The 23,056-nt window shown below is 73.6% G+C and carries 14 protein-coding genes; 11 read left to right on the forward strand and 3 right to left on the reverse strand.

Annotated features, from left to right (window positions below; translation table 11 throughout):
• The 3 genes from NAMU_RS06600 to NAMU_RS27080 all read right to left on the reverse strand — a co-directional run bounded on the left by NAMU_RS06600 (position 1) and on the right by NAMU_RS27080 (position 2,963).
• Complete coding sequence (locus NAMU_RS06600; protein WP_015746631.1) at positions 1 to 1,224, reverse strand: hypothetical protein; 1,224 nt, start codon at positions 1,222 to 1,224, stop codon at positions 1 to 3.
• A gap of 78 nt (positions 1,225 to 1,302) precedes the next feature.
• A complete protein-coding gene (locus tag NAMU_RS06605; RefSeq protein ID WP_015746632.1) occupies positions 1,303 to 1,797 on the reverse strand; it encodes a hypothetical protein in 495 nt (164 codons plus the stop codon).
• Positions 1,794 to 2,963, reverse strand: coding sequence for a WXG100 family type VII secretion target (locus NAMU_RS27080; protein WP_138179988.1), 1,170 nt, complete (start codon positions 2,961 to 2,963; stop codon positions 1,794 to 1,796). The genes NAMU_RS06605 and NAMU_RS27080 overlap by 4 nt, the downstream gene beginning before the upstream one ends.
• Before the next feature lie 137 nt (positions 2,964 to 3,100).
• On the opposite strand from NAMU_RS27080, the gene NAMU_RS29115 reads away from it, so the two are divergent.
• The 11 genes from NAMU_RS29115 to NAMU_RS06665 all read left to right on the forward strand — a co-directional run bounded on the left by NAMU_RS29115 (position 3,101) and on the right by NAMU_RS06665 (position 23,053).
• The gene (locus tag NAMU_RS29115) at positions 3,101 to 3,310 is read left to right on the forward strand and encodes a DUF5302 domain-containing protein (RefSeq protein ID WP_015746634.1); all 210 of its coding nucleotides are present in this window, start codon (positions 3,101 to 3,103) and stop codon (positions 3,308 to 3,310) included.
• A 236-nt stretch (positions 3,311 to 3,546) separates the two neighbouring features.
• Positions 3,547 to 4,323: a PP2C family protein-serine/threonine phosphatase gene (locus NAMU_RS06620; protein ID WP_015746635.1), complete on the forward strand. Its 777-nt coding sequence runs from the start codon at positions 3,547 to 3,549 to the stop codon at positions 4,321 to 4,323.
• Positions 4,320 to 5,594: an FHA domain-containing protein gene (locus NAMU_RS28830; protein WP_015746636.1), complete on the forward strand. Its 1,275-nt coding sequence runs from the start codon at positions 4,320 to 4,322 to the stop codon at positions 5,592 to 5,594. The genes NAMU_RS06620 and NAMU_RS28830 overlap by 4 nt, the downstream gene beginning before the upstream one ends.
• Positions 5,594 to 7,204, forward strand: coding sequence for a serine/threonine-protein kinase (locus NAMU_RS06630; RefSeq protein WP_015746637.1), 1,611 nt, complete (start codon positions 5,594 to 5,596; stop codon positions 7,202 to 7,204). The genes NAMU_RS28830 and NAMU_RS06630 overlap by 1 nt, the downstream gene beginning before the upstream one ends.
• Positions 7,201 to 7,917 carry an FHA domain-containing protein gene (locus NAMU_RS06635; RefSeq protein WP_015746638.1) on the forward strand — a complete coding sequence of 239 codons (717 nt, stop codon included), beginning with the start codon at positions 7,201 to 7,203 and terminating at the stop codon, positions 7,915 to 7,917. The genes NAMU_RS06630 and NAMU_RS06635 overlap by 4 nt, the downstream gene beginning before the upstream one ends.
• Positions 7,914 to 10,919 (forward strand): Ig-like domain-containing protein, encoded by a 3,006-nt coding sequence (locus tag NAMU_RS06640; RefSeq protein ID WP_015746639.1) that lies wholly within the window; start codon positions 7,914 to 7,916, stop codon positions 10,917 to 10,919. The genes NAMU_RS06635 and NAMU_RS06640 overlap by 4 nt, the downstream gene beginning before the upstream one ends.
• Before the next feature lie 33 nt (positions 10,920 to 10,952).
• On the forward strand, positions 10,953 to 14,111 hold the full coding sequence (locus tag NAMU_RS06645) for a fibronectin type III domain-containing protein (RefSeq protein ID WP_015746640.1): 3,159 nt from the start codon (positions 10,953 to 10,955) through the stop codon (positions 14,109 to 14,111).
• 38 nt (positions 14,112 to 14,149) lie between these two features.
• Positions 14,150 to 15,124: an AAA family ATPase gene (locus NAMU_RS06650; RefSeq protein WP_015746641.1), complete on the forward strand. Its 975-nt coding sequence runs from the start codon at positions 14,150 to 14,152 to the stop codon at positions 15,122 to 15,124.
• Positions 15,121 to 16,305: a DUF58 domain-containing protein gene (locus NAMU_RS06655; RefSeq protein ID WP_015746642.1), complete on the forward strand. Its 1,185-nt coding sequence runs from the start codon at positions 15,121 to 15,123 to the stop codon at positions 16,303 to 16,305. The genes NAMU_RS06650 and NAMU_RS06655 overlap by 4 nt, the downstream gene beginning before the upstream one ends.
• Positions 16,302 to 18,590: a transglutaminase-like domain-containing protein gene (locus NAMU_RS06660; RefSeq protein WP_015746643.1), complete on the forward strand. Its 2,289-nt coding sequence runs from the start codon at positions 16,302 to 16,304 to the stop codon at positions 18,588 to 18,590. Before NAMU_RS06655 ends, NAMU_RS06660 begins: the two co-directional genes overlap by 4 nt.
• Positions 18,587 to 23,053 carry an FtsK/SpoIIIE domain-containing protein gene (locus NAMU_RS06665; protein ID WP_015746644.1) on the forward strand — a complete coding sequence of 1,489 codons (4,467 nt, stop codon included), beginning with the start codon at positions 18,587 to 18,589 and terminating at the stop codon, positions 23,051 to 23,053. The genes NAMU_RS06660 and NAMU_RS06665 overlap by 4 nt, the downstream gene beginning before the upstream one ends.
• The last annotated feature ends 3 nt before the right edge of the window (positions 23,054 to 23,056 follow it).

Genomic DNA, 23,056 nt, shown 5'->3' on the forward strand with positions numbered 1-23,056 from the left:
TCAGCCGCGGGCGCCGTCCCAGTCCAGCGTCCCGGCGAACCGGTCGACCAGCACCGACCAGGCGGCCGCCTCATCGTCGAACGGCGGCGAGGGCGGCAGCCGGTCCGGGTCGGGACGGGTGATGGCGCTGATCAGGTTGCCCAGCGGGGTGGACGAGCCGACCGCCTCGACGGTCTCGGTATCGCCGCGCTCCAGGGCCGCGTCGATGAGCAGCTCCACGGCCAGCTCGAGCTGCTTGCCGTCCACGGCCTCCGGGCCCTCGCGCAAGGACTCGGTGAGACCGTCCAGCCGGTAGGTGTTCTCGGGCCCGGCCAGCACGGCCGCGTCGCCGTCGGTGACCGCGCGCCGGATCTCCTCCCACACCTGCAGGGTCGACAGGTTGTGCGTGATATCGGTTTCCATCAGGTAGTTCTCCAGATCCTCGGCCGAGGAGTAGATCTGGATCCGATGGTTCTCGGCCAGGAACACCGGGTCGTCGCCCAGGTAGCAGCGCAGCGTGTAGCCGGTGCGTTCGCCGATGGTGATCTCCAGGCAGTCGACGCCGGTCTCGTCCCAGAACTCGAGATCCTCGTCGCGCTCTTCCTCCTCCTCCGGTTCCACGGTCTCGGAGGTCTTGGCGACGGCGTTGATGGCGGCGGCCTCGGCCTTGGTCTGGGTCAGCTCCTCGGCGTCGACCTCCGGGATGGTGACCAGCGCGTCGAGGGCGTCGATCACCTCGTCCCACCGCTCGACGATGACGGCGCCCATCTCGTTCCACAGCTTCTCGCCGTTGCGCCCGACGAAGGCCTGCTGGCCCAGCGGGAGCACCGCGAACCCGTCGGCCGAGTCCAGGATCTCCTCGACCACCTCCAGGTCGCAGACCTCGGCCAGCGACCGGACGATGGCCACGGTGTCGGTCAGCGAGGCCAGCGTCCAGATGTCGGGCACCTCGGCCATCAGGTCGGGCACGCCGACGATGTCGAAGATGTGGTCGTCGTCCGGGCGCAGCTCGTCGACCAGCAGTTCGGCGGCGGTGTCCCACTCCGGGTGGTCGATCAGGTCGTGCTCATCCGACGTGCGGATGAACGCGGCCAGGTGCGCGGGGGAGGGGAAGACGTACAGATGGTCACCGTGACCGAGGAACGCCTCCCATTCCTCGCCGTCCTCGAGCCACTGGGGTGCCCACAGCGTGTAGACGTTGCCCTCGGTCAGTCCGAGCTGGATGGGAATGATGTCGGCGGCCACCGGGGGTCCTTCCGTGCGGGTGTTGCAGCGGGGGACAGCGTAGACCGACCCGTCTGTGAAACCGGTGTGGCAGGGGGGTCAGCCGTCGCCGGCGCCGACCGCCCGCAGCACGAGGACGTCCCCGGAGCCCAGGTAGGCCCGGGTGCCGAAGCCGGCCGTGGAGAACGCCGCGTCCAGCTGCGCACCGGTCTGCCAGGGCCCGTCGCCGGCGGCCGAGCGGACCGACGCCGGCAGGTCGGCCGGCAGGTCGGCGCTGGTCAGGCCCGGGGTGGCGCGCAGCATGGTGACCGCCGACGGCGGCAGCTGCACCGCGGCGTCGATCCAGTAGGTGCTCGGCCCGGGCACCGCCGGGTCGCCCGTCGTGCCGGAGCGCCAGGTCACCGCCACCGGCTCGCCCAGGGCGGCGAACCGGCGGGTCAGCGGCTCCGGGTCGTGCCGGTCCGGCCCCGGATCGGTGCGGGTGGCGCTGGGCAGGAAGGACGAGCTCACCGGGGTCTCCTCGGATCCGGACGTGCACGAGGTCAGCAGGGCGGCGGCCAGCAGCAGGCCGGCGGTCCGGCCCCGGCCGCTCACGTGCCGTCCAACGGCGTGGTGTCCGGGATCGGCGGCCAGGACGGTCGGCCGCTGCCGAGCTCGTCGGGCCGGTCCTCGGAACCGGGGTTGCGGGAGACGTCGCCCTCGCCCGCGGTGATCGGGATGCTGTCGCCGACCGGCCAGGTGATGGTGCGGGTCAACTCCCCGCGGGTGTCGAACGGCTTGGCCCAGCCGAGCACGGCGAACCGGCCGTTCTCGTCGTCCGGGGTGCCGGTGGCGATGTCGGACATGCCCGCGTTGAAGTCGTAGCGGTCGTGCGCGTGCACGGTGATCACCATCGTCGCGGTGCCGCCCGCGATCGTCACGTCCGCGCTGCTCCAGAGCTGGTGATCGCCCAGCGCCTTTTGCCAGTTCTCGGTGCTGGGATAGCCGCTCAGGGCGCTGGCCAGGCTGGCCGCTCCGCTCATCGAGAACGAGCTCTGACCGGTCTGGGCGGCCAGGTCCTGCGCCGCGGTCCGGGCCCGGGCCAGCTCGGCATCGACGGCGGCGGCGATGGCGGCGTCCTCCCGGTAGGCCTCTTCGTAGTCGACGGTCATCGGGGTGCCGGTGTTGTCGCGGTAGTGGTCGTACACGCGCAGGGCGTCGTCCAGGTCGGGCCGGATCAGGTGGGCGCCGGCGGCCTGGGCGCCCCACTTGAGCCAGGCCGCGTGGTCGGCGGGGGTGGCCCGCGCGTCCGGGTCGTAGGGGAACGAGTCGGTGAAGGTCAGTGGTGGCTCGGTGGGCGGGCCCACGGTGAGGCCGTCGATCGACGGCCCGCCGGCGGGGTGCATCCCGACCGGCACCGCCAGGCCGTGCCCACCGATCGGGCCGGGACCACCACCCGGGCCGGCGAGTCCGGCCGTGCTGCCGGCGCCCGGTGCGGCGCTGGCCCGTCGCTGCTCATCGGCCTGCCGGGTCAGGACCACGGACGCGTCCCGCAGCCGGCGGCCGGCGGCGCCGATCGCCTGGTGATGGGTGGTGTCCCAGTCGTGCCGGAACGCCTGGGCATCCGAGCCGGACCACGGCGCGGTGTGCAGGCGGCCGCGCAGGGCGGAGTGCGTGGCGACGAGCCGGTCGGCCGCGCCGGACAGCTCCCGGGCCAGGTCGTCGAGCTGGTCGGGGTCGGCCCCGATCATCCCGCCCGCCGGCGCGCCACCCGTCCCCATGCCCGAGCACTGTAATGCCGACCCGCCGGCTATCCGCTGGCGGTGAGACGGCCGGCCGGGACATGATGGGCGAGCCCCGACCCCGGGGCGCCGTCACGCAATTCGACGATCGATCCGACCGAGCCCGGGAGGCCACCATGACCGAGCAGGCAGCAGACAACCAGTCGGAGTCGTCCACCGAACACGTCCCCGTCACCCAGTCGACCAAGGACAAGTTCGCCGAGGCGCTGGCCCGCAAGAAGGCCGAGGGTCAATCCCGCAGCGCTCACCTGGACGGGCACGGCGGCGTGGAGGGATCGACGGCCAGCCACAAGGCGACCCGGCAGTTCCGCCGCAAGTCCGGCTGAGGGCAGCGCGCCCATCACCTCACCCGGACGGGTAGTTCTCCCCATTCCGGTCTTCGCCGCGAACCCGTAGCGTGCCTCACGCAGGTCAATTGTCCGGAAACGGCTTCATCGGACGACTTGCTGGTCAGGGGCGGGGCAACGGGGCCGGTATTCTCGGCCCCCGGGTGGGAATGTCAGTGGATTCGTTGGGTGATGGGCGCTGCCCGAATGCGCACCCCGTTTTATCAGGAGGGGTGATGGACGTCGCGTGGGGCGCCCGGACGGATAAAGGGCATGTCCGGAAAATCAATGAAGACGCCTATTTGACCGAACCGCCGGTTTTTCTGGTGGCCGACGGCATGGGCGGATATCAGGCCGGGGAAACCGCCAGCGCGGCCGTGATCGACGAGTTCCGGGACGCCGACAGCGTCGAGGTCAGCCCGGAATGGGTCACCGATCGCCTGGTTCGCGCCAACGCCACGATCCGTGACGGCGCCGGCGGCGGCACCACCGCGACCGGCGCGGCCCTGGTGCTGCGGGACGGCCGGCCCTACTGGCTGGTGTTCAACATCGGCGACTCCCGGGTCTACCTGCGCAGCGGGTCACAGATGCGGCAGGTCAGCGTCGACCATTCGGTCGTCCAGGAACTGGTGGACGCCGGCCGGCTGGCCCCGGAACGAGCCCGATTCCACCCCGAACGGCACATCGTGACCAAGGCCGTCGGCACGCCGGCCGCCCCTCGACCGGACTTCTGGCTGGTGCCGCGGGACCCGGGAGACCGGCTGCTGCTGTGTTCCGACGGTGTGAGCACCGAGCTGGACGACGCCGCCATCGCCGACGTTCTGGGCCGGCCGGCCGGCGCGCAGGACGTGGCCGACGCCCTGACCGAGCTGGCCCTGCAGGCCGGCGGCCGGGACAACATCACCTGCGTGGTCGTCGACGCGCTGCCCGTCGACCCCGACGACGGCCAGGCCGGCGCCGACCATGATCAGACCCGGCCGCGGCCGCGATCCGAACTCGGGACCGCCCGATGACGGTGACCTACCGTCCCGGGTCGATCGCGCTGCTCGCGGTCCCCGGGTTGGCGCTGGCCACCACCGACGAGGACATGGCCCGGCGGGTGTGGCCCCGCCTGGCCGCCGGGGACGCCGCCGACGAGGCGCTGCAGGAACTGACCCGGGCCGGATTCGCGGCCACCCCGCCCTTCGCCATGGTCGACCTGACCGGGCCGCGCGCCCGGGTGCTGGTGCGCGGCGAGCAGCTGCAGGCCGAGGTCGACACCGGGAGCACGACCGTTCGCTGGGACGGGGCCGGGGTCAGCACCTGGGCCGAGCGCACCTTCGACCGGCCGGCCCGGATCCGCATCGCGGCCGGCGCGACGGCCGGTGACCCGCTCCCGTTGCGGGCCGGGATCGTGCGCTGTGGCGAGGTCGTGGTCGAGCCCGATCCGGCCCCCGGGGCGCCCGCAGCGGCCCGCCCCGCGCCGGTGGTCGAACCGGACCGGCTGATCACCGCCGCACCCATCACTGCCGCACCCATCACTGCCGCACCCATTGCCACCCCACCAGCGGCCGCGCCCGTCACGAACGCACCGACCGTGGGGACGGTGATCACGGACAAGCCCCCGGCGGCGCCGGACCTGGCGCAGACCCGCACCGACGACCCGGACCCTGGGTTCGACCACCTCTTCGAATCCACGATCATGCGCAGCATCGAGGACGCCGCGGTCCGCGAGATCGCCGAGGACGCATCCGCGCATGACTCCATGGAGCAGGGCCCGGCGCCGATCGAGCCGATCGGGCCGGTTCCCACCGCGGCGGACCCGGCCGGCCCGCCCGGGGATCGACCGGGGGACGAGCTCGGCGATCACGACGGGCACACCGTCGCCGCCGTCGATCTGGACGCGCTGCGGGAGCAGACCCCGGCCACCGAGCCACTGGGTGCGCCGGTCCCGCCCGCGCCGGCGCACCAGCCCCGGCTGGAACTGTCCACCGGCGAGGTGATCACCCTCGATCGGGACGTGGTGATCGGCCGCCGCCCGCAGGTCGACCGGGTGCAGGACGGCCCGGTGCCGGCCGTGGTCACCGTGCCCAGCCCCCAGCAGGACGTCTCCCGCACCCACCTGCGCGTCGCCCTCGCCGGCGAGCAGGTGCTGGCCACCGACCTGCACTCGATGAACGGCACCGTGCTGATCGGCGCCGACGGCCGCACGGTCGCCCTGGACGGCGGCGCTCCACAGCCGCTGGCCGACGGCGATGCCCTGGACCTCGGGGACGGGATCACCGTCACCCTGCGGCTGACCTGATGGCCCGGCCTCCGGCGCCGGCCCCGCAGTTGCCCGGCTACACCCTGGTCCGCCACCTCGGCGGCGGCGGGTTCGCCGACGTGTTCCTCTACCGGCAGGAGAGCCTGGGCCGCGAGGTCGCGATCAAGGTGTTGCTGGCCAAGGACTCCTCGCCGGCGGCCCGGGCGCGCTTCGAGAACGAGGGCGCGGTGATGGCCCGGCTCTCCGAGGAGCACCGCAACATCGTGCCCGTCTACGACGCCGCGATCGGCCCGGACGGCCGCCCGTACCTGGTCATGCAGTACTGCCCGAAGCCGGATCTGGCCAAGCGGTACAAGTCGGGCTCGTTCACCGTCGCCGAGGTGCTGGCCACCGGCGTGCAACTGGCCGGGGCGGTGGAATCGGCCCACCGGCAGGGCATCCTGCATCGGGACATCAAGCCGGCCAACGTGTTGACCACCCGGTCCGGCCGGCCCGCGCTGGCCGACTTCGGCATCGCGGTGAACGCGGCGGCCGAGCAGGATCCGGACGCGGTCGGGGTGTCGATCCCGTGGAGCCCGCCGGAGCTGCTGGCCGACGAGCCGGCCGGTGACGCCCGCTCCGACGTGTATTCGCTGGTCGCCACCCTCTACACGCTGCTGGCCCGGCGCTCGCCGCTGGAGCTGCCGGACCGGCCGACCACCCAGGCCGACCTGCTGGCCCGGATCCCGCGGATCCCGGCGCCGCCGACCGGCCGGCCCGACACGCCGCGGTCGCTGGAGCGGCTGCTGTCCCGCGGGCTGGCCAAGGACCCGGCCCTGCGGTTCGCCTCGGCCGAGCAACTGGCCCGCGCCCTGCAGCAGGTGCAGCGCGAGATCGGTGAGCCGGTCACCGATTTCGAGTTCCTGGCGGCCGATCCGACGGCCGAGCTGGCCGTGCTGTCCGAGGATGCCGCCGACCACACCCGGGTGCGGCCGCTGGTCATCACCGCCCAGCCGAACCCCCAGCCGGTCACCGATCAGATCACCGAACGGCTCGCGGCGCCCGGCCCGGAACCGGTATCCGACGAGGGCACCCGGATGCGCGAGCACACGGTGCTGCGCGGCCGGCCGAGCACCGGCGCGTACCTGGACGCCCCGGCCCCGGCGGCGCCGCCGGCCGAGGACACGGTGGTTCCGGCCCGGTCCGCGCCGGGCGCGGCCGCGCCGGCGGCCCCCGCGCGGCGGCTGCGCCCGGTGCCGCTGGCGATCGGCGCGGTGGCCCTGCTGGCCGCGGGTGCCTTGGCCTGGATCGTGGCCAGCGGCGGCACCGCGGCACCCGCGCTGGACAGCCCGACCACGGCGGCCGCGCCGACCTCGGACCCGGCGCTGGCCGTGGTCGACGTGGTCCCGGCGCCGGCCGAGCTGACCGGCACCGCCACTGCGGACGGGGTCAGCTTCACCTGGACCAACCCGGAGCCGCGGACCGGGGACAGCTACGACTGGCAGCGGGTCAGGACCGGGGGGCCGGAGGAAGCGGTGAACCGGGTGAGCGACCCGGCGGTGACGATCACCGGGGTGGCGCAGGCGTGCATCGAGGTGGTCATCGTCCGCGATGACGGCAGCTCGTCGGTGCGGCCGGCCCAGGCGTGCGTGGGGGAGGCCGGAGGATGACGGCGGGGCAGCAGCTTCGGGTTGGGTTCTGCGGCGAGTGGTACGACGCCGACCCGCAGGGGGAGTTCGTCATCGGCCGCGAGGGTGACCTCGCCGTCGACGACAACCCTTATCTGCACCGGCGTTTCCTCACCCTGGTGTTCCAGCAGGACCTGTGGTGGTTGGTCAACGTGGGCACCCAGCTGTCGGCGACGGTGGCCGACACCGCCGGCGCGGTGCAGGCCTGGCTCGCCCCGGGCGGCCGGGTGCCGCTGGTGTTCGCGCACACCACCGTGCTGTTCACCGCCGGCCCGACCACCTACGAGATCGAGATCGCCTGCGACGACCCGACCTTCACCCCCAACCAGGACGGTCCCGGCCGCGGCATCGGGGAGACCACCATCGGTCCGGTCACCCTGACCCCGAGCCAGAAGCAGTTGATCGTCGCGCTGGCCGAACCGTTGCTGCGCCGGGAAGGCACCAGCATCAGCGCGATCCCGTCGTCCAAGGAGGCGGCGGCCCGCCTCGGCTGGGAACTCACCCGGTTCAACCGCAAGCTGGACAACGTCTGCGACAAGTTCGACCGGCGGGGGGTGCGCGGGCTGCGCGGCGGCCCCGGGCAGTTGGCCTCCAACCGGCGGGCCCGGCTGGTCGAGCACGCGGTGACCGCCCGGGTGGTCACCGCGGCCGACCTGGATCTGCTGGACGCCCCGACCGGGCAGGCACCGGCATGAGGCGGATCCGCGCCCGCTGGACCGGTTCCACCCGGTCCGTCCGGTCCACGGTGGTGATCGTGGTGCTGACCCTGCTGGCCTCGGTGCTGGTGGTACTGGGGGTCAACGCCCAGGGCTACCCGGTGACCGACGTCAACCTGGCGTCCTCGACGGTCTGGGTGACGAACGAGGCCAAGGGCGTGGTCGGCCGGGTGAACCGGCAGATCGACGAGCTCAACTCGTCCGTCAAGGCCAACAAGCCCGGTTTCGACGTGCTGCAGGACGGCGACGCCGTGCTCGTGGTCGACCGGATCAAGAACGAGGTCCGGCCGGTCGACGTCGCCGCGGTGGTGCTGACCTCGCGGATCGGCCTGCCGGAGAACGCCTCCGTCGGATTCGGCGGCGGCACCCTGGCCGTGGCCGACCCGGTCACCGGCCAGCTGTGGGCCGGCACCCCGGACTCGCTGACCGGCCTGGACCCGGCGTCGACCGAGCCGCTGCTGACCGCGGGGGCCGGGGCGCGGGTGGCCGTCTCGGTCGGCGGGACCGTCTTCGCGGTCGCCCCGGGCAGCGACGCGCTGTGGTCGGCGCCGATCGGGGACACCGGCGAGGTGACCGGCTGGGCCGTCGACGACGCCGGCGCCCCGGTCGCCCCGGAACCGGCCCGGCTGCCCGGCGGCCCGCTGACCCCGGTGGCCGCCCAGGTGGTCTCGCAGCAGGCGCCGACGGTGGATCTGACCGCGGTCGGCGATGTCCCGGTGGTACTGGATCGGGCGAGCGGGGAGCTGATCCTGCCCGACCGGCGGATCGCGATCCCCGGCGGCGCGGAGGCGGTGCTGCAGCAGCCGGGACCGGCCGCCGACGCGGTGCTGGTCGCCACCGGGACGGCGTTGCTGCGGGTGCCGCTGACCGGCGGCGACCCGCAGACCGTGGTGGACGGCGTCACCGGCACCCCGAGCGCGCCGGTGGCGCTGGACGGCTGCGCGCACGCGGCCTGGGCCGGCCAGCAGCCCCGTTACGCCGTCGCCTGCGGGGACGACCCGGCCCGGCTGATCGACGTGCCGAACGCGGCCGCGGCCGCCCGGCTGGTCTTCCGGGTGAACCGGAACGTGATCGTGCTCAACGACCAGGCCACCGGCGACATCTGGCTGGTCGACGCGGACATGAAGCTGATCAGCAACTGGGACGACGTGCAGCGTCAGGACTCCAGCAGCGATCAGACCTCGCCGGACGGCGAGCAGAACAGCTCCGACCAGCTCACCAACTCCCGCACGGACTGCGCGGCCACCTCCGCCGCGGGCACCCCGCCGCAGGCCGCGGCCGACGAGTTCGGGGTCCGCGCCGGCCGGACCACGGTGCTGCGGGTGCTGGACAACGACTCCTCGGCCGACTGCTCCATGCTGGCGATCAGCGCGGTCGCCCCGCTGCCGGCCGAGCAGGGCACGGTCGCCGTCGCCGAGGGCGGTCAGGCGCTCCAGCTGACCGTGCCGGCCACCGCCACCGGGCCGCTGCCGACCATCGACTACACCGTCGACGACGGCCTGGGCCGCACCTCGACGGCGCAGGTCAGCGTGAGCGTGGCCGCCGCCGACGACGTGCGGGCGCCCCGCAAGCTGCGCGACTCGGCGACCCTGGTCGAGGTCGGCGGCACGGTCTCCTACAACGTGCTGCCCGACTTCCGCTCGCCGGTCGGCGAGGATCTGTCGCTGATCTCGGCCACCGCCACCACCGACGACTCGGTGACCTTCCAGCCCAACGGCCTGGTCACCTTCCGGGACACCGGATCGGCCGGCGCGATCAAGAAGACCGTCGACCTGGTGATCTCCGACGGCACCAGCCAGATCAACGGCGCCCTGACCATCGACGTCAAGGCCGAGGGCACCACCACCCCGGTGCCCGGCCCGGTCGCCGCCAGCGGTGTCGTCGACGAGGCGGTCACCGTGAACCCGTTGCGCAGCGTGCTGTCCGGGCTGCGCGACCCGGCCCGGGTCACCGCGGTGCAGCCGCTGGTGGCGGCCACCCCGGACCGGCCGGCATCCGCGAGCGCCACCCTGAACCCGCTGGATTCCACCGTCGTGCTCACCGGGACCGCCCCGGGCACCAGCTACTTCCTGTACACGGTGGTCGCCGGCTCGGCCAGCGCCACCGGGGTCATCCGCTTCGACGTGACCGCCCCGCCCGACACCCCGGCCCCGCCCGTGGTCACCCCGGACGTCGGCTACCTGGTGCCCGGCCGGACCCTGGTGCTCGACCCGCTGGCCAACGACCGCGACCCGATGGGCGCGGTGCTCTCGATCCAGCAGCTGAGCCAGCCGGCGGACAGTCCGCTGACCGCGACCGTGCACGACCTGAGCCTGCTGCAGGTCTCCTCCGCGCGCAGCGTGCCGGCCACCGGCGTCACCCTGACCTACACCGCGGCGAACACGGCCGGGTCGACGACCGGCCAAATCCGGGTGATCCCGGTGCCCGCGCCGCTGACCCCGCAACCCCCGGTCGCCGCCGACATCGCGGTGACGGTGCGGGCCGGGGACGCGGTGACCGTGCCGATCTCCCGGTACGCCACCGACCCGACCGGCCAGGTGCTGACGGTCAAGCCGTTCCCCGACGGCACCCTGCCGGCCGACCAGGGCCTGGTGTTCGCCACCGAATCGGCGATTCGCTACCTGGCCCCGGCCACCCCGCCGCCGACCTCCGTCCGGTTCAGCTACACGGTCGTCAACACCGATCAGCTCACCGACACCCGGTCGGTCACCATCTCGGTGCTGCCCGCCGATCCGGCAATCAACACCGCCCCGCAGACCCCGCCGCTGACCACCGCGCGGGTGTTCGCCGGCCGCACCGCGACGATCCCGCTGCCGTTGGACGGGCTCGACCCGGACGGCGACTGGGTCACCTTCGCCGGGCAGACCGATCCGGCGCCGACCCTGGGCCGGGTGGACAAGGCCGGCCCGGCCACCCTGACCTACACCGCGCTGGGCGCCCCCGGCCTGGACGCCGCCGGCTACCTGGTCACCGACCCGTAAGGCAAACAGGCCAAGGGCGCCATCCGGGTCGCCGTGGTCGCGCCGCCCTCGGTCGCCGAACCGCCGGTGGCCCCCGACCTGAGCGTGGTCGTCCGGCCCGGCCGCACGGTCGGCGTCGACGCGCTCGGGGCGGCGACCGACCCGGGCGGCAACACCCCGTTCGCCTTCGCCGACCCGGCCCTGGTGGTGCCCGACGGCATCGCCGCCGAGATCGGCGACGGCGCCGTCGTGGTCACCGCCCCGGGCACCGAGGGCACGTTCCCGATCAAGTACACCGTGCGCAACAGCAAGGGGCTGGCCGCCTCCGGCATCCTGACCGTCACCGTGTCGGCGACCGCACCGCTGGCGCCGCCGACCGCCAAGGACGTGTTCGTCGACGCCGCCGCGCTGGCCGCGGACGGCGCGAGCGCCTCGGTCGACGTCACCGGGGCGGTGACCAACCGGTCCGGCCTGGTCGCCGACCTGACGGTCTCCGCGGGGGCCGTCGGGTCGAGCGGGGCGAGCGGGTCGGGCGTGGCGGTGGACGGTCGCACTGTGACGGTGCCGGTCACCGACCGCCGGCAGGTGCTGGCCTACACGGTGAGCAACCTGGACGCCGACACCGCGCGCGCCTTCATCGTGGTGCCGGCGCGCAACGAACTGATCCCACCGGTGGCCCAGCAGAACCAGGAGCAGCCCCAGCCGGCCGCGCCGCCGCAGGCCCGCGGCGACGTCGAGCCGTTCACCATCACCGCCGGCCAGAGCGCCACCGTGCCGGTGCGCGATTACGTCGCGGTGGACGCCGGGCGGAGCGCGGTGGTGCCGGCTGGCGCCGCGATGAACGCCAGCCAGGGCACGGTGCAGCGGGTCGACGATGCCAGCCTGCAGTACTCGGTGCCGGAGTCCGCCGGCGGCCCGGCGGTGATCAACGTGCAGGTCTCGGACGGCACCGGCGACCCGGTGTTCATCCCCATCCCGGTGCAAATCATCCCGGTCGTCATCCCGCCGCCGACCTTCACCGGCGCCACCCTCAACGTGGAGAAGGGCACCTCGGCCACCCAGGATCTGGCCGGTCTGGTCGGCACCGCCAACGCCGATCAGGCCGCGGCGCTGCAGTTCTCGGGTCCCGGCGGACTGACCAACGGGCTCTCCGGATCGTTGGACGGGTCCGTGCTCACGGTCACCGCCGACCCGTCCGCGGCCCGCGGTACCACCTCGACCGCGACGATCACCGTCACCGACGGGACGAACACGGTGACCGGGTCGATCGCGGTGAACGTGGTCGGCTCGACCGCCGCCCTGCCCGGGGTGGCGGCCAACCGGCAGGTCGAGGCCAGCGCCGGCGCGCCGGTGACGGTCGACGTCCTCGCCGGCGCCTACAACCCGTTCCCGGAGACGCCGCTGAGCATCGTCACGGCCACCGCGTCCAACGGCGTCGGGGTGCAGATCGCCGGCGGATCGTTGACCGTGACCCCGCCGGCCGGGGTGCTGGACCAGTTCACCGTCTCGTTCACCGTCGCCGACGCCACCGGCGACGCCGACCGGCAGGTGCAGGGCACGCTGACGGTGATCCCGCTGGCCAAGCCGGAGGCGCCGACCGCGGTGGTCGCCACCTCCCTGGGCAAGCCGGACAGCGTCGACGTCGCCTGGCGGGCCCCGGCCCTGACCCGGCCGGCGATCAGCTCGTTCACCGTGTACTTCAACGGCGGGTCGACCAGCTGCAGCGGGGACGCCGGGCATTGCGAGGTCGGCCCGCTGACGCCCGGCAAGGACTACACCTTCGAGGTGTCGGCGACCAACAGCGAGGGTGAGGGGCCGCGGTCGGCGCCGTCCGCATCGATCACCCCGGACGTCGAGCCGGACACCCCCGCCGCGCCCACTGCCACCTGGGCCGCCCCCGGGTCGATCACCGTCACCTGGCGGCCGCCGGCCAACCGCGGCTCGGCGATCGTGAGCTACCTGCTGACCACCAACACCGGCGAACAGCGCACCGTCGCCGCCGGCAGCACCAGCACCACCCTGACCGGTCTGGACCCGACCGTGCAGGTCAACGTCACCGTGTCGGCGACCAACAGCACCGGCAAGACCAGCCAGACCTCGGCGCCGTCCAACTCGCTCTATCCCAGCGACACCACCCGGGCACCCGGCCGGCCGGACCTGGTCGCCGGGGTCGACGCCGGCGGCACCCGCACCATCACCGCCACCTGGGCCGCGGCCGAGCCGCGGGGCGACCCGGCCGAGAGCTACCTGGTCACCGTCAACGGCAGCACCGCTACCGTCACCGCACCCAAGACCAGCTACGTGATCACCAACGTGCGGGACGGCCAGCAGTACACGGTGTCGGTGGTCGCCCGCAATCATGTGGGCGATTCGGCGGCCAGCGGGTCGGCCTCGTTGACCACCACCCCGGATGTCGCGAACGTGACCGGGGCGAGCGCGACCAGGCCCAACGAGGTGGACGTGACGGTCCGGGCGTCCACCAGTGCCGGCGGCCAGGTCACCCAGTTCCGGGTCTTCGCCGACGGCCAGCAGGTGGGGTCGGGCGGCGGCCCGACGATCACGGTGCCGGCCAGCCGCGGCCGGCACACCTACTCCGCGTTTGCCTGCGTCGACAACTCGTGCAGTGGCGAGGCCGGGGCGACGGCGTCGGCGACCGCGTTCGACCCGGTCGGCAACGCCTCCGCTGGCCAGACCGACAGCAGTCAGACCGCCGTCCGGTTCAACTGGAGCCCGCCGGCCGACAACGGCCGCGGGCCGATGCAGGTCCGGTACCAGATCGACGGCGGCGGCTGGTCCGGCTGGGGCGGGGCGGACACCGGTGTGTGGGGCAACGGCTGCGCGCAGTCGCACACCATCTCGGTGCAGGGCCGGGACGCGGGTGGGTTGGAAGGGCCGGTCTCCTCGGCCTCCGGCCGGTCCCAGGACTGCCCGAAGCCGACCGTCACCCGGATCGAAAGGGGCGACGCCACCGGGCATATCGGTGGGTCGCCGAACTCGGAGCTATGTCTGGGTCCGCGGTGCCGGTTCATTGATGTGCAGGTGACCAACTTCCCGCCCAACACCTCGGTGACCTGCGAGCTCTTCAACTCTTCGGCCACGCCGAAACAGACCGACGGTAACGGGCAGGCCTATTTCGACTGGGGCTGGTACAGCGGCACTCCCGAACAGGGACAGGCGACCTGTCGAGCCGGCAACGTCACGGCCAGCGGCTAGCTCGGACCACTAATGAGACAGACTGCAGGAGAACAGCAATGAGCATGACCCCGGAACACGCGTCCTGGTTCGCCGAGACCTTCGGCAAGCTGGTGGCCAACGTCGGCCTGGCCGTGCGCGGCAAGCCCCGGCCGATCGGCCTGGCCGTGACCTGCCTGCTGTCCGAGGGTCACCTGCTGCTGGAGGACTACCCGGGCACCGGGAAGACCTCGCTGGCCCGGGCACTGGCGGACACGGTGCAGGGCACCAGCTCCCGGATCCAGTTCACCCCGGACCTGCTGCCCAGCGACGTCACCGGGGTGACGATCTACGACCAGGCGACCAAGCGCTTCGAGTTCCACAAGGGCCCGATCTTCTCCTCGATCGTGCTGGCCGACGAGATCAACCGGGCCTCGCCCAAGACCCAGTCGGCGCTGCTGGAGGTGATGGAGGAGGCCAAGGTCACCGTCGACGGCGTCTCCCACTCGGTCGGCAACCCGTTCATGGTGATCGCCACCCAGAACCCGATCGAGCACGCCGGCACCTACCGGTTGCCCGAGGCGCAACTGGACCGGTTCCTGATCAAGACCTCGCTGGGCTACCCGGACCACGCGGCGACGGTGGAGATCCTGGCCGCCGCGCACACCCGCAGCCACCAGCCGCAGATCACCCCGCTGATCACCCCGACCGCGGTGGTCGACATGGTCGAGCTGGCCGCCACCGTGCACGTCGACCCGTCGGTGCTGGACTACGTCGCCCAGATCGCCGAGCAGACCCGCACCTCGCCCCTGACCAGCCTGGGCGTGTCGGTCCGCGGCTGCCTGGCGTTGCTGCGGGCCAGCCGGACCTGGGCGGCGGCCCACGGGCGGCACTTCGTCACCCCCGACGACGTGAAGGCGTTGGCCGAACCCGTGCTGGCGCACCGGATCCTGCTCGACGCGGAGGCCGAGTTCGCCGGCAGCACGGTGGCCGACGTGCTCGGCCAGATCCTGGCCGACATCGCCCCGCCGGAGCGGCGGGGCGTGTCCTCGTGACCCTGCGCCAGGCCCGCGGGATCATCACCCCGCTGGGCTGGTCGGTGCTGGGCGCCGCCGTGGCGTTGTTCCTGCTGGCCTTCGGCGGCGGGTGGGTCGAATGCGCGATCGCCGGGTCGGCATTGCTGGCCGCGTTGCTGGCGGCCCTGCTGTTCTCGATCGGGCGGGCCCGGTACCGGGTCGAGATCGACCTGCGCACCCGGCGGGTCGTCGTCGGCGAGCCGGCGTCCGGCCGGATCGTGGTGACCAGCACCGCCTCTCGGGCGCTGCTGCCGTCCCGAATGGAGCTGCCGGTCGGTGACGGCGTGGGGCGCCTGGCCATCCCGGCCCTGCGCCCGGCCGAGCAGCACGAGGACCTGTTCGTGGTGCCCACCCAGCGTCGGGCCGTCATCGCGGTGGGACCGGCCCGCTCGGTCCGTGGCGACGCGTTCGGCCTGGTCCGCCGGGAGGTGCGCTGGACCGACCCGCAGCTGCTGTACGTGCACCCGCGGACGACGTCGTTGTCCGGGGCGGTGGCCGGGTTCTTCAAGGACCTGGAGGGCCAGCCCACCGACGACCTGTCCAACGACGACGTGTCCTTCCATGCGCTGCGCGGATACGTCCCCGGCGACGACCGCCGCTACATCCACTGGCGGACCTCGGCCCGGTCCGGCGCGCTGATGGTGCGCCAGTTCGAAGAGACCCGCCGCTCGCACATCGCGGTGGCACTGTCCACCGACGCCGCCGAGTACGCCGACCCGGACGAGTTCGAGCTGGCGGTGGAGGCCGGTGCATCCGTCGTCGTGCAGGCGGCCAAGGAGAGCCGGGAGCTCACGGTCGTCGCCGGCGGCACCCCGGTGCCGGCCGGCCCCGCGCGGCGCACCCTGGACCGGCTGGCCGGCGTCCAGATCGACGACCGGCCGGCTCGCACGGCCGACCTGGAGGTCGGCATCGTGGCCACCGCCCGCCGGGTCGCCGAGCTGACCCCGGACGTCTCCATCGTGTTCCTGCTCTGCGGATCCACCCCCACCCCGGCGCAGATCCGGCAGGCCGGGGCGGCGCTGCCGGTGGGCGTGCGGGTGATCGCGGTCCGCGCGGTCCCGGGCGTGGCGCCGTCGGTGCGCCGGATCTCCGGTCTCACCGTCGTCACGGTCGGCGCCCTGGACAAGCTGCCGGTCACCCTGCGCAAGGCCCGCGGATGAGGGCGGCGACCCGCCCGCTGGCCGCGGCCACCGTCGACGCCGTGGTGATCGCCGTCCTGGTCGTGCTGGCCGCTGCCGCCTTCGGCGGCGCCTACGGCGGAACCCGGTGGTGGGTGGCCGCTGCCGGTGGTGCGCTGGTCGGCGCCGGGGTCGCGGTGCTGGCCGCCCGGCGGCGCTGGCCGTGGTGGGGCACCGGGCTGGCCGTTGCCGCCGGGTACCTGCTGTTCGGGGCCGCGTTGGCGGTTCCGGCCAGCGCGATCGGCGGGGTGCTGCCGGGCATCGAGTCGTTGCGGCTGCTCACCGTCGGCGTGGTCAGCTCCTGGCGGCAGCTGCTGACGGTTGCGGTGCCGGTCGGCACCTCCGGGGCGCTGATGATCCCGGTGTACCTGACCGCGCTGGTCACCGCGGCGGTCGGGACGAGTATCGCGGTGCGGGCCCGGACCGCCCGCCGGGCCTGGTGGGCCCTGGTCGCACCGCTGACCATGCTGGTGGTGGCCGCCCTGTTCGGAGCGAGCTCGCCGTGGCTGCCGCTACTGGCCGGGCTGGGGGTAGCCCTGGGCGGCCTGGCCTGGGCGTCCTGGCGCGGCCGGAGCGCCGGCGGTGGACTCGACCTGCGCCGTCCGGTGTCCGCGCTGGTGGTGTTGGCCGCCGCGGTGGTCGCCGGGTTCGTCCTGGGACCGCAGGCCGACGTGGGCCCGCGGTTCGCGCTGCGCGAGGTGGTGCAGCCCCCGTTCGACCCGCAGCAGTACCCGAGCCCGCTGGCCGGGTTCCGCAAGTACTTCAAGGACCAGCGTGACGCCGACCTGTTCACCATCACCGGGTTGCCCGCGGGCGCCCGGGTCCGGGTCGCCGCGATGGACGACTACGACGGCGTCGCCTACGCCACCTCCAGTGCGCTCGATCCGTTCCGCAAGGTCGGCGACGAGATCTCCGGTCAGCCGCCGTCGTCCGCGGCCCGGGCGGCGACGGTCCAGGTGAGCATCGAGGACTACCGGGGGGTGTTCCTGCCGTTGGGCGGCAGCCTGACCTCATTGCAGTTCGACCCGGACGGGGCCCGGTCGGCCACCCTGCAGGACGCGTTCCGATACTCGCCGGGCAACGCCACCGGTGTCGTCGTGGGCGGGCTGGCCGCCGCGGACGGGTACCGCGCGCAGGTGCTGACCACTCCGATGGCCGATCAGCTGGACCTGAGCTCGACGCCGATCGAGCCGGTCACGCTGCCGTCCCCCGGCAAGATCAGCGACGACATCGTCGCGATGGCCGGCCGGCTCACCGAGAACGCGACCACGCCCCAGGAGAAGATCGCGGCCATCCGCAAGGGCCTGGCCGACCAGGGTTTCCTCTCGCACGGCACCCAGGGCGAGGAGCCGTCGGCCTCCGGGCACGGCCTGGACCGGCTGTCCGCGCTGGTCGGTGACCAGGTGATGGTCGGTGACCAGGAACAGTTCGCCCCGACGATGGCCCTGATGCTGCGCGCCCAGGGCATCCCCGCCCGGGTGGTGATGGGATTCGCGCCGCCGACCGACGATCAGGGCAGCCCGGTGCTCGCGGACGGCCAGACCTGGACGGTCCGCGGCGGCGACGCCACCGCCTGGGTCGAGGTGCCGTTCCAGGGCGTCGGCTGGGTGGCCTTCGACCCCACCCCCGACGATCAGCGGATCGAGCAGCAACCCGACCCCGAACCCGAGGTCGCCCCGCGGGCCCAGGTGCTGCAGCCGCCACCGCCCCCGCAGCCGCCGCAGGAGATCACCACGGACGAGGTCAACCGCAGCCAGAACGATCAGAACGACCAGGACAACCAGAACGACGACGCCTCGGACTCCGGTGCGGTGGTCCGCACCATCCTGCTGGTCACCGCCTGGGTGGGCAGTGCGTTGCTGGTGATCGGTGGCCCGATCGCGCTGATCCTCTGGCTCAAGGCCCGGCGGCGTCGGCGGCGGCAGGAGGCGGCCGTCGTCGCCGACCGGTTCGCCGGTGGCTGGGATCAGATCGTCGACGTGGCCACCGATCTCGGCTACGGGGCGGCGTCCGGGCGCACCCGCACGGAGACGGCGGCCGACCTGGATGCCACCTTCGGTGGGTCCACCGTGCTGTTGGCCCGGCGCGCGGACGCCCGGGTGTTCGGACCGGAGGAGCTCGATGACGGGCAGGCACGGCAGTTCTGGGCCGATGTGGACGCCGCGGTGCTCGGCCTGAGCAGCGGCCGCAGCCGGTGGCGGCGGCTGCGGGCGGCGCTGTCGCTGCGTTCGCTGCGCCGGTCGGGCCGGACCGGGGGCCGGCGATGAGACTGAAGTTCTCGCTCGCCCGCAGCGGCCGGCCGGCCGTCGATCTGGCCGCCACCGTGGATGCCACGGTCACCGTCGGCGATCTGGCCGCGGCCCTGGACCGGTGCGACCCGGACCGGGAGTTCCGCCGGGACGCCGGTGCCCCCGGGGTCAGCGCGGCCGGGGATCCGGTGAGCGGTTCCCGGTTGAGTCTGCGGGTGCACTCGGGGACCAGTACCTCGGGCCAGAGCACCGTGCTGGCCGCCGATCTGCCGCTGTCGGTCAGCGGTCTGCGCTCGGGATCGCTGGTCTCGCTGACCTCGGTGAGCGAGCGGTTCACCGGGCCACGGGGTGAGCGGGGCGCGGCGGCGGCCACCCTGACCGTGCTGTCCGGGCCGGATGCCGGGCAGGAGTTCCCCCTGGCCGAAGGCACCAGCGTGATCGGCCGCGACGCCGGCTGCCAGGTGCGGCTGACCGACCCCCTGGTGTCCAAACGGCACGCCCGGATCACCATCACCGACGTGGCCGAGGTGGTCGACACCGCCTCGGCCAACGGGTTGATCATCGGCGGCGCGCAGGTCCCGCGGGCGGTGGTCCGGCCGCAGGACCGGTTGATCCTGGGCGAGACGGCGATCGCCATCACGGTGCACCGCAGTGTCGCCGCGGCCCTGGCCCAGACCACAGACGTCGACTTCAACCGCTCGCCCCGGCTCGACCCGACATTCCCCGGGGAGCGGTTCGTCGCCCCCGATCCGCCGGAGAAGCCGCACTGGCAGCGGTTCCCGCTGATCGCGATGATCGCCCCGCTGGTGATGGGGGTCGTGCTGTTCGTCTTCACCCGCAGTGCCCTGTCCATCCTGTTCATCGGGCTGTCCCCGCTGTTCATGATCGGCACCTGGATCGACAACCGGATCCAGAACCGGCGTCTGGTGCGCGACGGGGACCGGGAGTTCGCGCAGGCGGTGCAGCAGCTCCGGCAGGAGATCGCGCAGGCGCTGGCCCGGGAGCGAGTCGGGAGGCTGGCCGAATGCCCGTCCACGGCCGAGGTGGTGGATGCCATGCGCCGGCAGACCCCGCTGCTGTGGACCCGCCGTCGCGAGCACGAGCGGATGCTGACCGTCCGCCTGGGGGTGGGCACCCAACCCAGCCGGCACGAGATCGAACTGCCGCCGCGCAACCGGACCCAGGCCCGGCACTGGCTGGCGCTGGCCGCGGTCCGGGACGATGCCGCGCTCGTGCCGGGAGTGCCGGTGGTCGGCGACCTGCGCGAGTCCGGGTCCATCGGGGTGGCCGGATCCCGTCCGGCCGCGGCCGGCGTCGCTCGCGGCCTCGTCGCCCAACTCGCCGGGCTGCACTCGCCGGCCGATCTGACCCTGGTCGCGTTCGCCTCGGCCGACACCACGGCCGACTGGGAATGGCTCAAGTGGTTGCCGCATCACGGGTCCGCGTTCTCGCCGGTGTCCGGCCCGCACCTGGCCGGCGAGGCCGCCGCCGGGCTGCGGTTGGTCGCCGAGCTGGAGGAGGTGATCATCCGCCGCACCGGTGACGGCTCGGCCGGCGCGGGCGAGCCGACCTGGCCGGCGGTCGTGGCGATCGTCGACGATGCGGCCCCGGTCGAGCGGGCCCGGCTGGTCGGGCTGGCCGAGATCGGCCCGGCCGCCGGGGTGCACGTGCTCTGGGTGGCCGGCAGCCAGGAGCGACTCCCCTCCGCCTGCCGGACCTTCCTGGCCGTCGACGACGGGACCGGTTCGGTCGTCGCCGGTTTCGTCCGGCTGGGCGCGGCGGTCGCCCCGGTGGTCTGCGAGACGCTGGACGGTGCGGCGGCCGCATCGGCGTCCCGGGCGTTGGCCCCGGTAAGTGATGCCGGGGTGCGCGTCGAGGACGATTCCGATCTGCCCCGCTCCCTCGCCCTGCTCTCCCTGATCGGGCCTGAGCTGGCCGCCGAACCCGGTGCGGTGCTGGAACGGTGGCAGGAATCCGAATCGATCGTCCGGCGCGGTCCCGGCACCCCGCTGCGGCGCCGCAACCTCACCCTGCGGGCCGTCGTCGGGCAGGCAGCCGGCGACCCGCTCACCCTGGATCTGCGGGCGCAGGGGCCGCACGCCCTGGTCGGCGGCACCACCGGTGCGGGCAAGAGCGAGTTCCTGCAGTCCTGGGTGCTGGGCCTGGCCGCCGGCTACAGCCCGGACACCCTGACCTTCCTGTTCGTGGACTACAAGGGCGGGGCCGCGTTCGCCGAGTGCATCAACCTGCCGCACAGCGTTGGCCTGGTCACCGACCTGTCCCCGCACCTGGTGCGCCGGGCACTGACCTCGCTGAACGCCGAATTGCGGTACCGCGAACACATTCTCAACGCCAAGAAGGCCAAGGACCTGCTGGAGCTGCAGCGGCGCGGTGATCCGGAGGCGCCGCCCAGCCTGGTGATCGTGGTCGACGAGTTCGCCGCGCTGGTGCAGGAGGTGCCGGCGTTCGTCGACGGCATGGTCAACATCGCCCAGCGCGGGCGGTCCCTGGGTCTGCACCTGATCCTGGCCACCCAACGGCCGGCCGGGGTCATCAAGGACAACCTGCGGGCCAACACCAACTTGCGGGTCGCGCTGCGCATGGCCGACGAGGCCGACTCCGTCGACGTGCTGGGATCGCCGCTGGCGGCGGACTTCTCACCGGACATCCCCGGGCGCGGCGCGGCCAAGACCGGGCCGGGGCGGATCACCGGGTTCCAGACCGGATACGTGGGCGGCTGGACCGGGCAGGGCCCGGAGCGGGCTCAGTTGGAGCTGCACGAGTTGACCTTCGGCGCCGGCCGGGCCTGGGAGGAGCCGGCGCCCGCGGGCGCGGCGGCCGCCACCGACCTGGGGCCGACCGACATTGCCCGGCTGGTCACCAGCATGTCCGAGGCGGCCCGGCGAGCCCAGCTGCCGGCCCCGCGCCGGCCCTGGCTGCCCGAACTGGCCGCGACCTACGACCTGCAGTTCCTGCGCCAGCGCAGCGACCACGAGCTGACCCTGGGCGTGCTGGACGACCCGGAACGGCAGGAGCAGCGCACCGTCGCCTTCCATCCGGACCTGGACGGCAATCTCGCCGTCTACGGCACCGGCGGCGCCGGCAAGTCGACGCTGCTGCGCACCGTCGCCATCGCGGCCGGCATCACCCCACGGTCCGGGCCCTGCCAGGTCTACGGGCTGGACTTCGGGGCCGCCGGGTTGCGGATGCTCGAGGTGCTCCCGCATGTCGGCTCGATCATCTCCGGGGACGACGGTGAGCGGGTCGTCCGGCTGATCGGCTACCTGCGGGAGCTGGTCGAGGAACGGGCCGTCCGGTTCGCCGCGGCCCGGGCCGGCTCGATCACCGAGTACCGGCAGCTCACCGGCCAGCACGACGAGGCCCGCGTGCTCGTGCTGCTCGACGGGCTGGCCGCCTTCCGGGCCGAGTACGAGTTCGCCGGCCGGCAGAACCATTTCACCGCGTTCACCCAGATCGCGGCGGACGGACGGCAGGTCGGCGTGCACCTCGTGGTCAGCGCGGACCGCCCGGCCACGGTGCCGTCCGCGCTGGGGTCGACGATCCAACGCCGGGTGGTGCTGCGGCTGGCGGACGAGGCCGACTACCTGATGCTGGACACCGGCACCGACGTGCTCGACGCGTCCTCGCCGCCCGGACGGGGCGTGCTGGACGGCAACGACCTGCAGGTGGCCGTGTTCGGGGGCGCCGCCAATGTCGCCGCCCAGGCCAAGGCGATCGACCAGCTCGCCCTCACCCTGCGGGCCCGGGGGGCGGTGACCGCCCCGCCGATCCGCCGGCTGCCCGAGACGGTCCGGGCCGCCGAAGTGGTCGCCGTCGGTGGCGCCGGGGCGCCGGAGGGCTCGCCGGCGGGGGAGCGGGTCATGATCGGCATGGCCGACGACACCCTGGGTCCGGTCTCGATCGAGGCCAGCGGCGTGTTCCTGCTCGCCGGGCCGCCGGGATCGGGCCGCACCACCTCGCTCGGCGCCCTGGCCGCCGCGGTCGCCCGGGTGCGCCCGACGGCGCAGCGGTACTACCTGGGCCACCGGCGTTCTCCGCTGCCCCGGCAGCTGCGGTGGACCGAGGTGGCCGACACCCCCGAGACGGTCGCTGACCTGGCCGCCGCGCTGGTCGGCCGGTTGCCGACCGCGGCGCCGGCCCTGGTGGTGATCGAAGGGCTGACCGATTTTCTGTCCAGCCCCGCGGAGATGTCGCTGCAGGAACTGGTCAAGGTGATCAAGATCAGCGATCACCTGCTGCTCGCCGACTCGGAGACCTCGACGCTGTCGCAGTCCTGGCCCCTGGTGCAGGCGGTGCGGTCGGCGCGCCGCGGGTTCGCCCTGCAGCCGGACCAGGCCGAGGGTGACGCGATCTTCCGGACGAGTTTCCCGCGGATCAGCCGGGCCGAATTCCCGCCCGGTCGCGGCCTGCTGGTGGAAGGAGGCAAGACCCGCAAGGTGCAGATCGCGTTGCCCGACTGAGTC

It is taken from the genome of Nakamurella multipartita DSM 44233 (assembly GCF_000024365.1).
Classification (GTDB): Bacteria; Actinomycetota; Actinomycetes; order Mycobacteriales; family Nakamurellaceae; genus Nakamurella; species Nakamurella multipartita.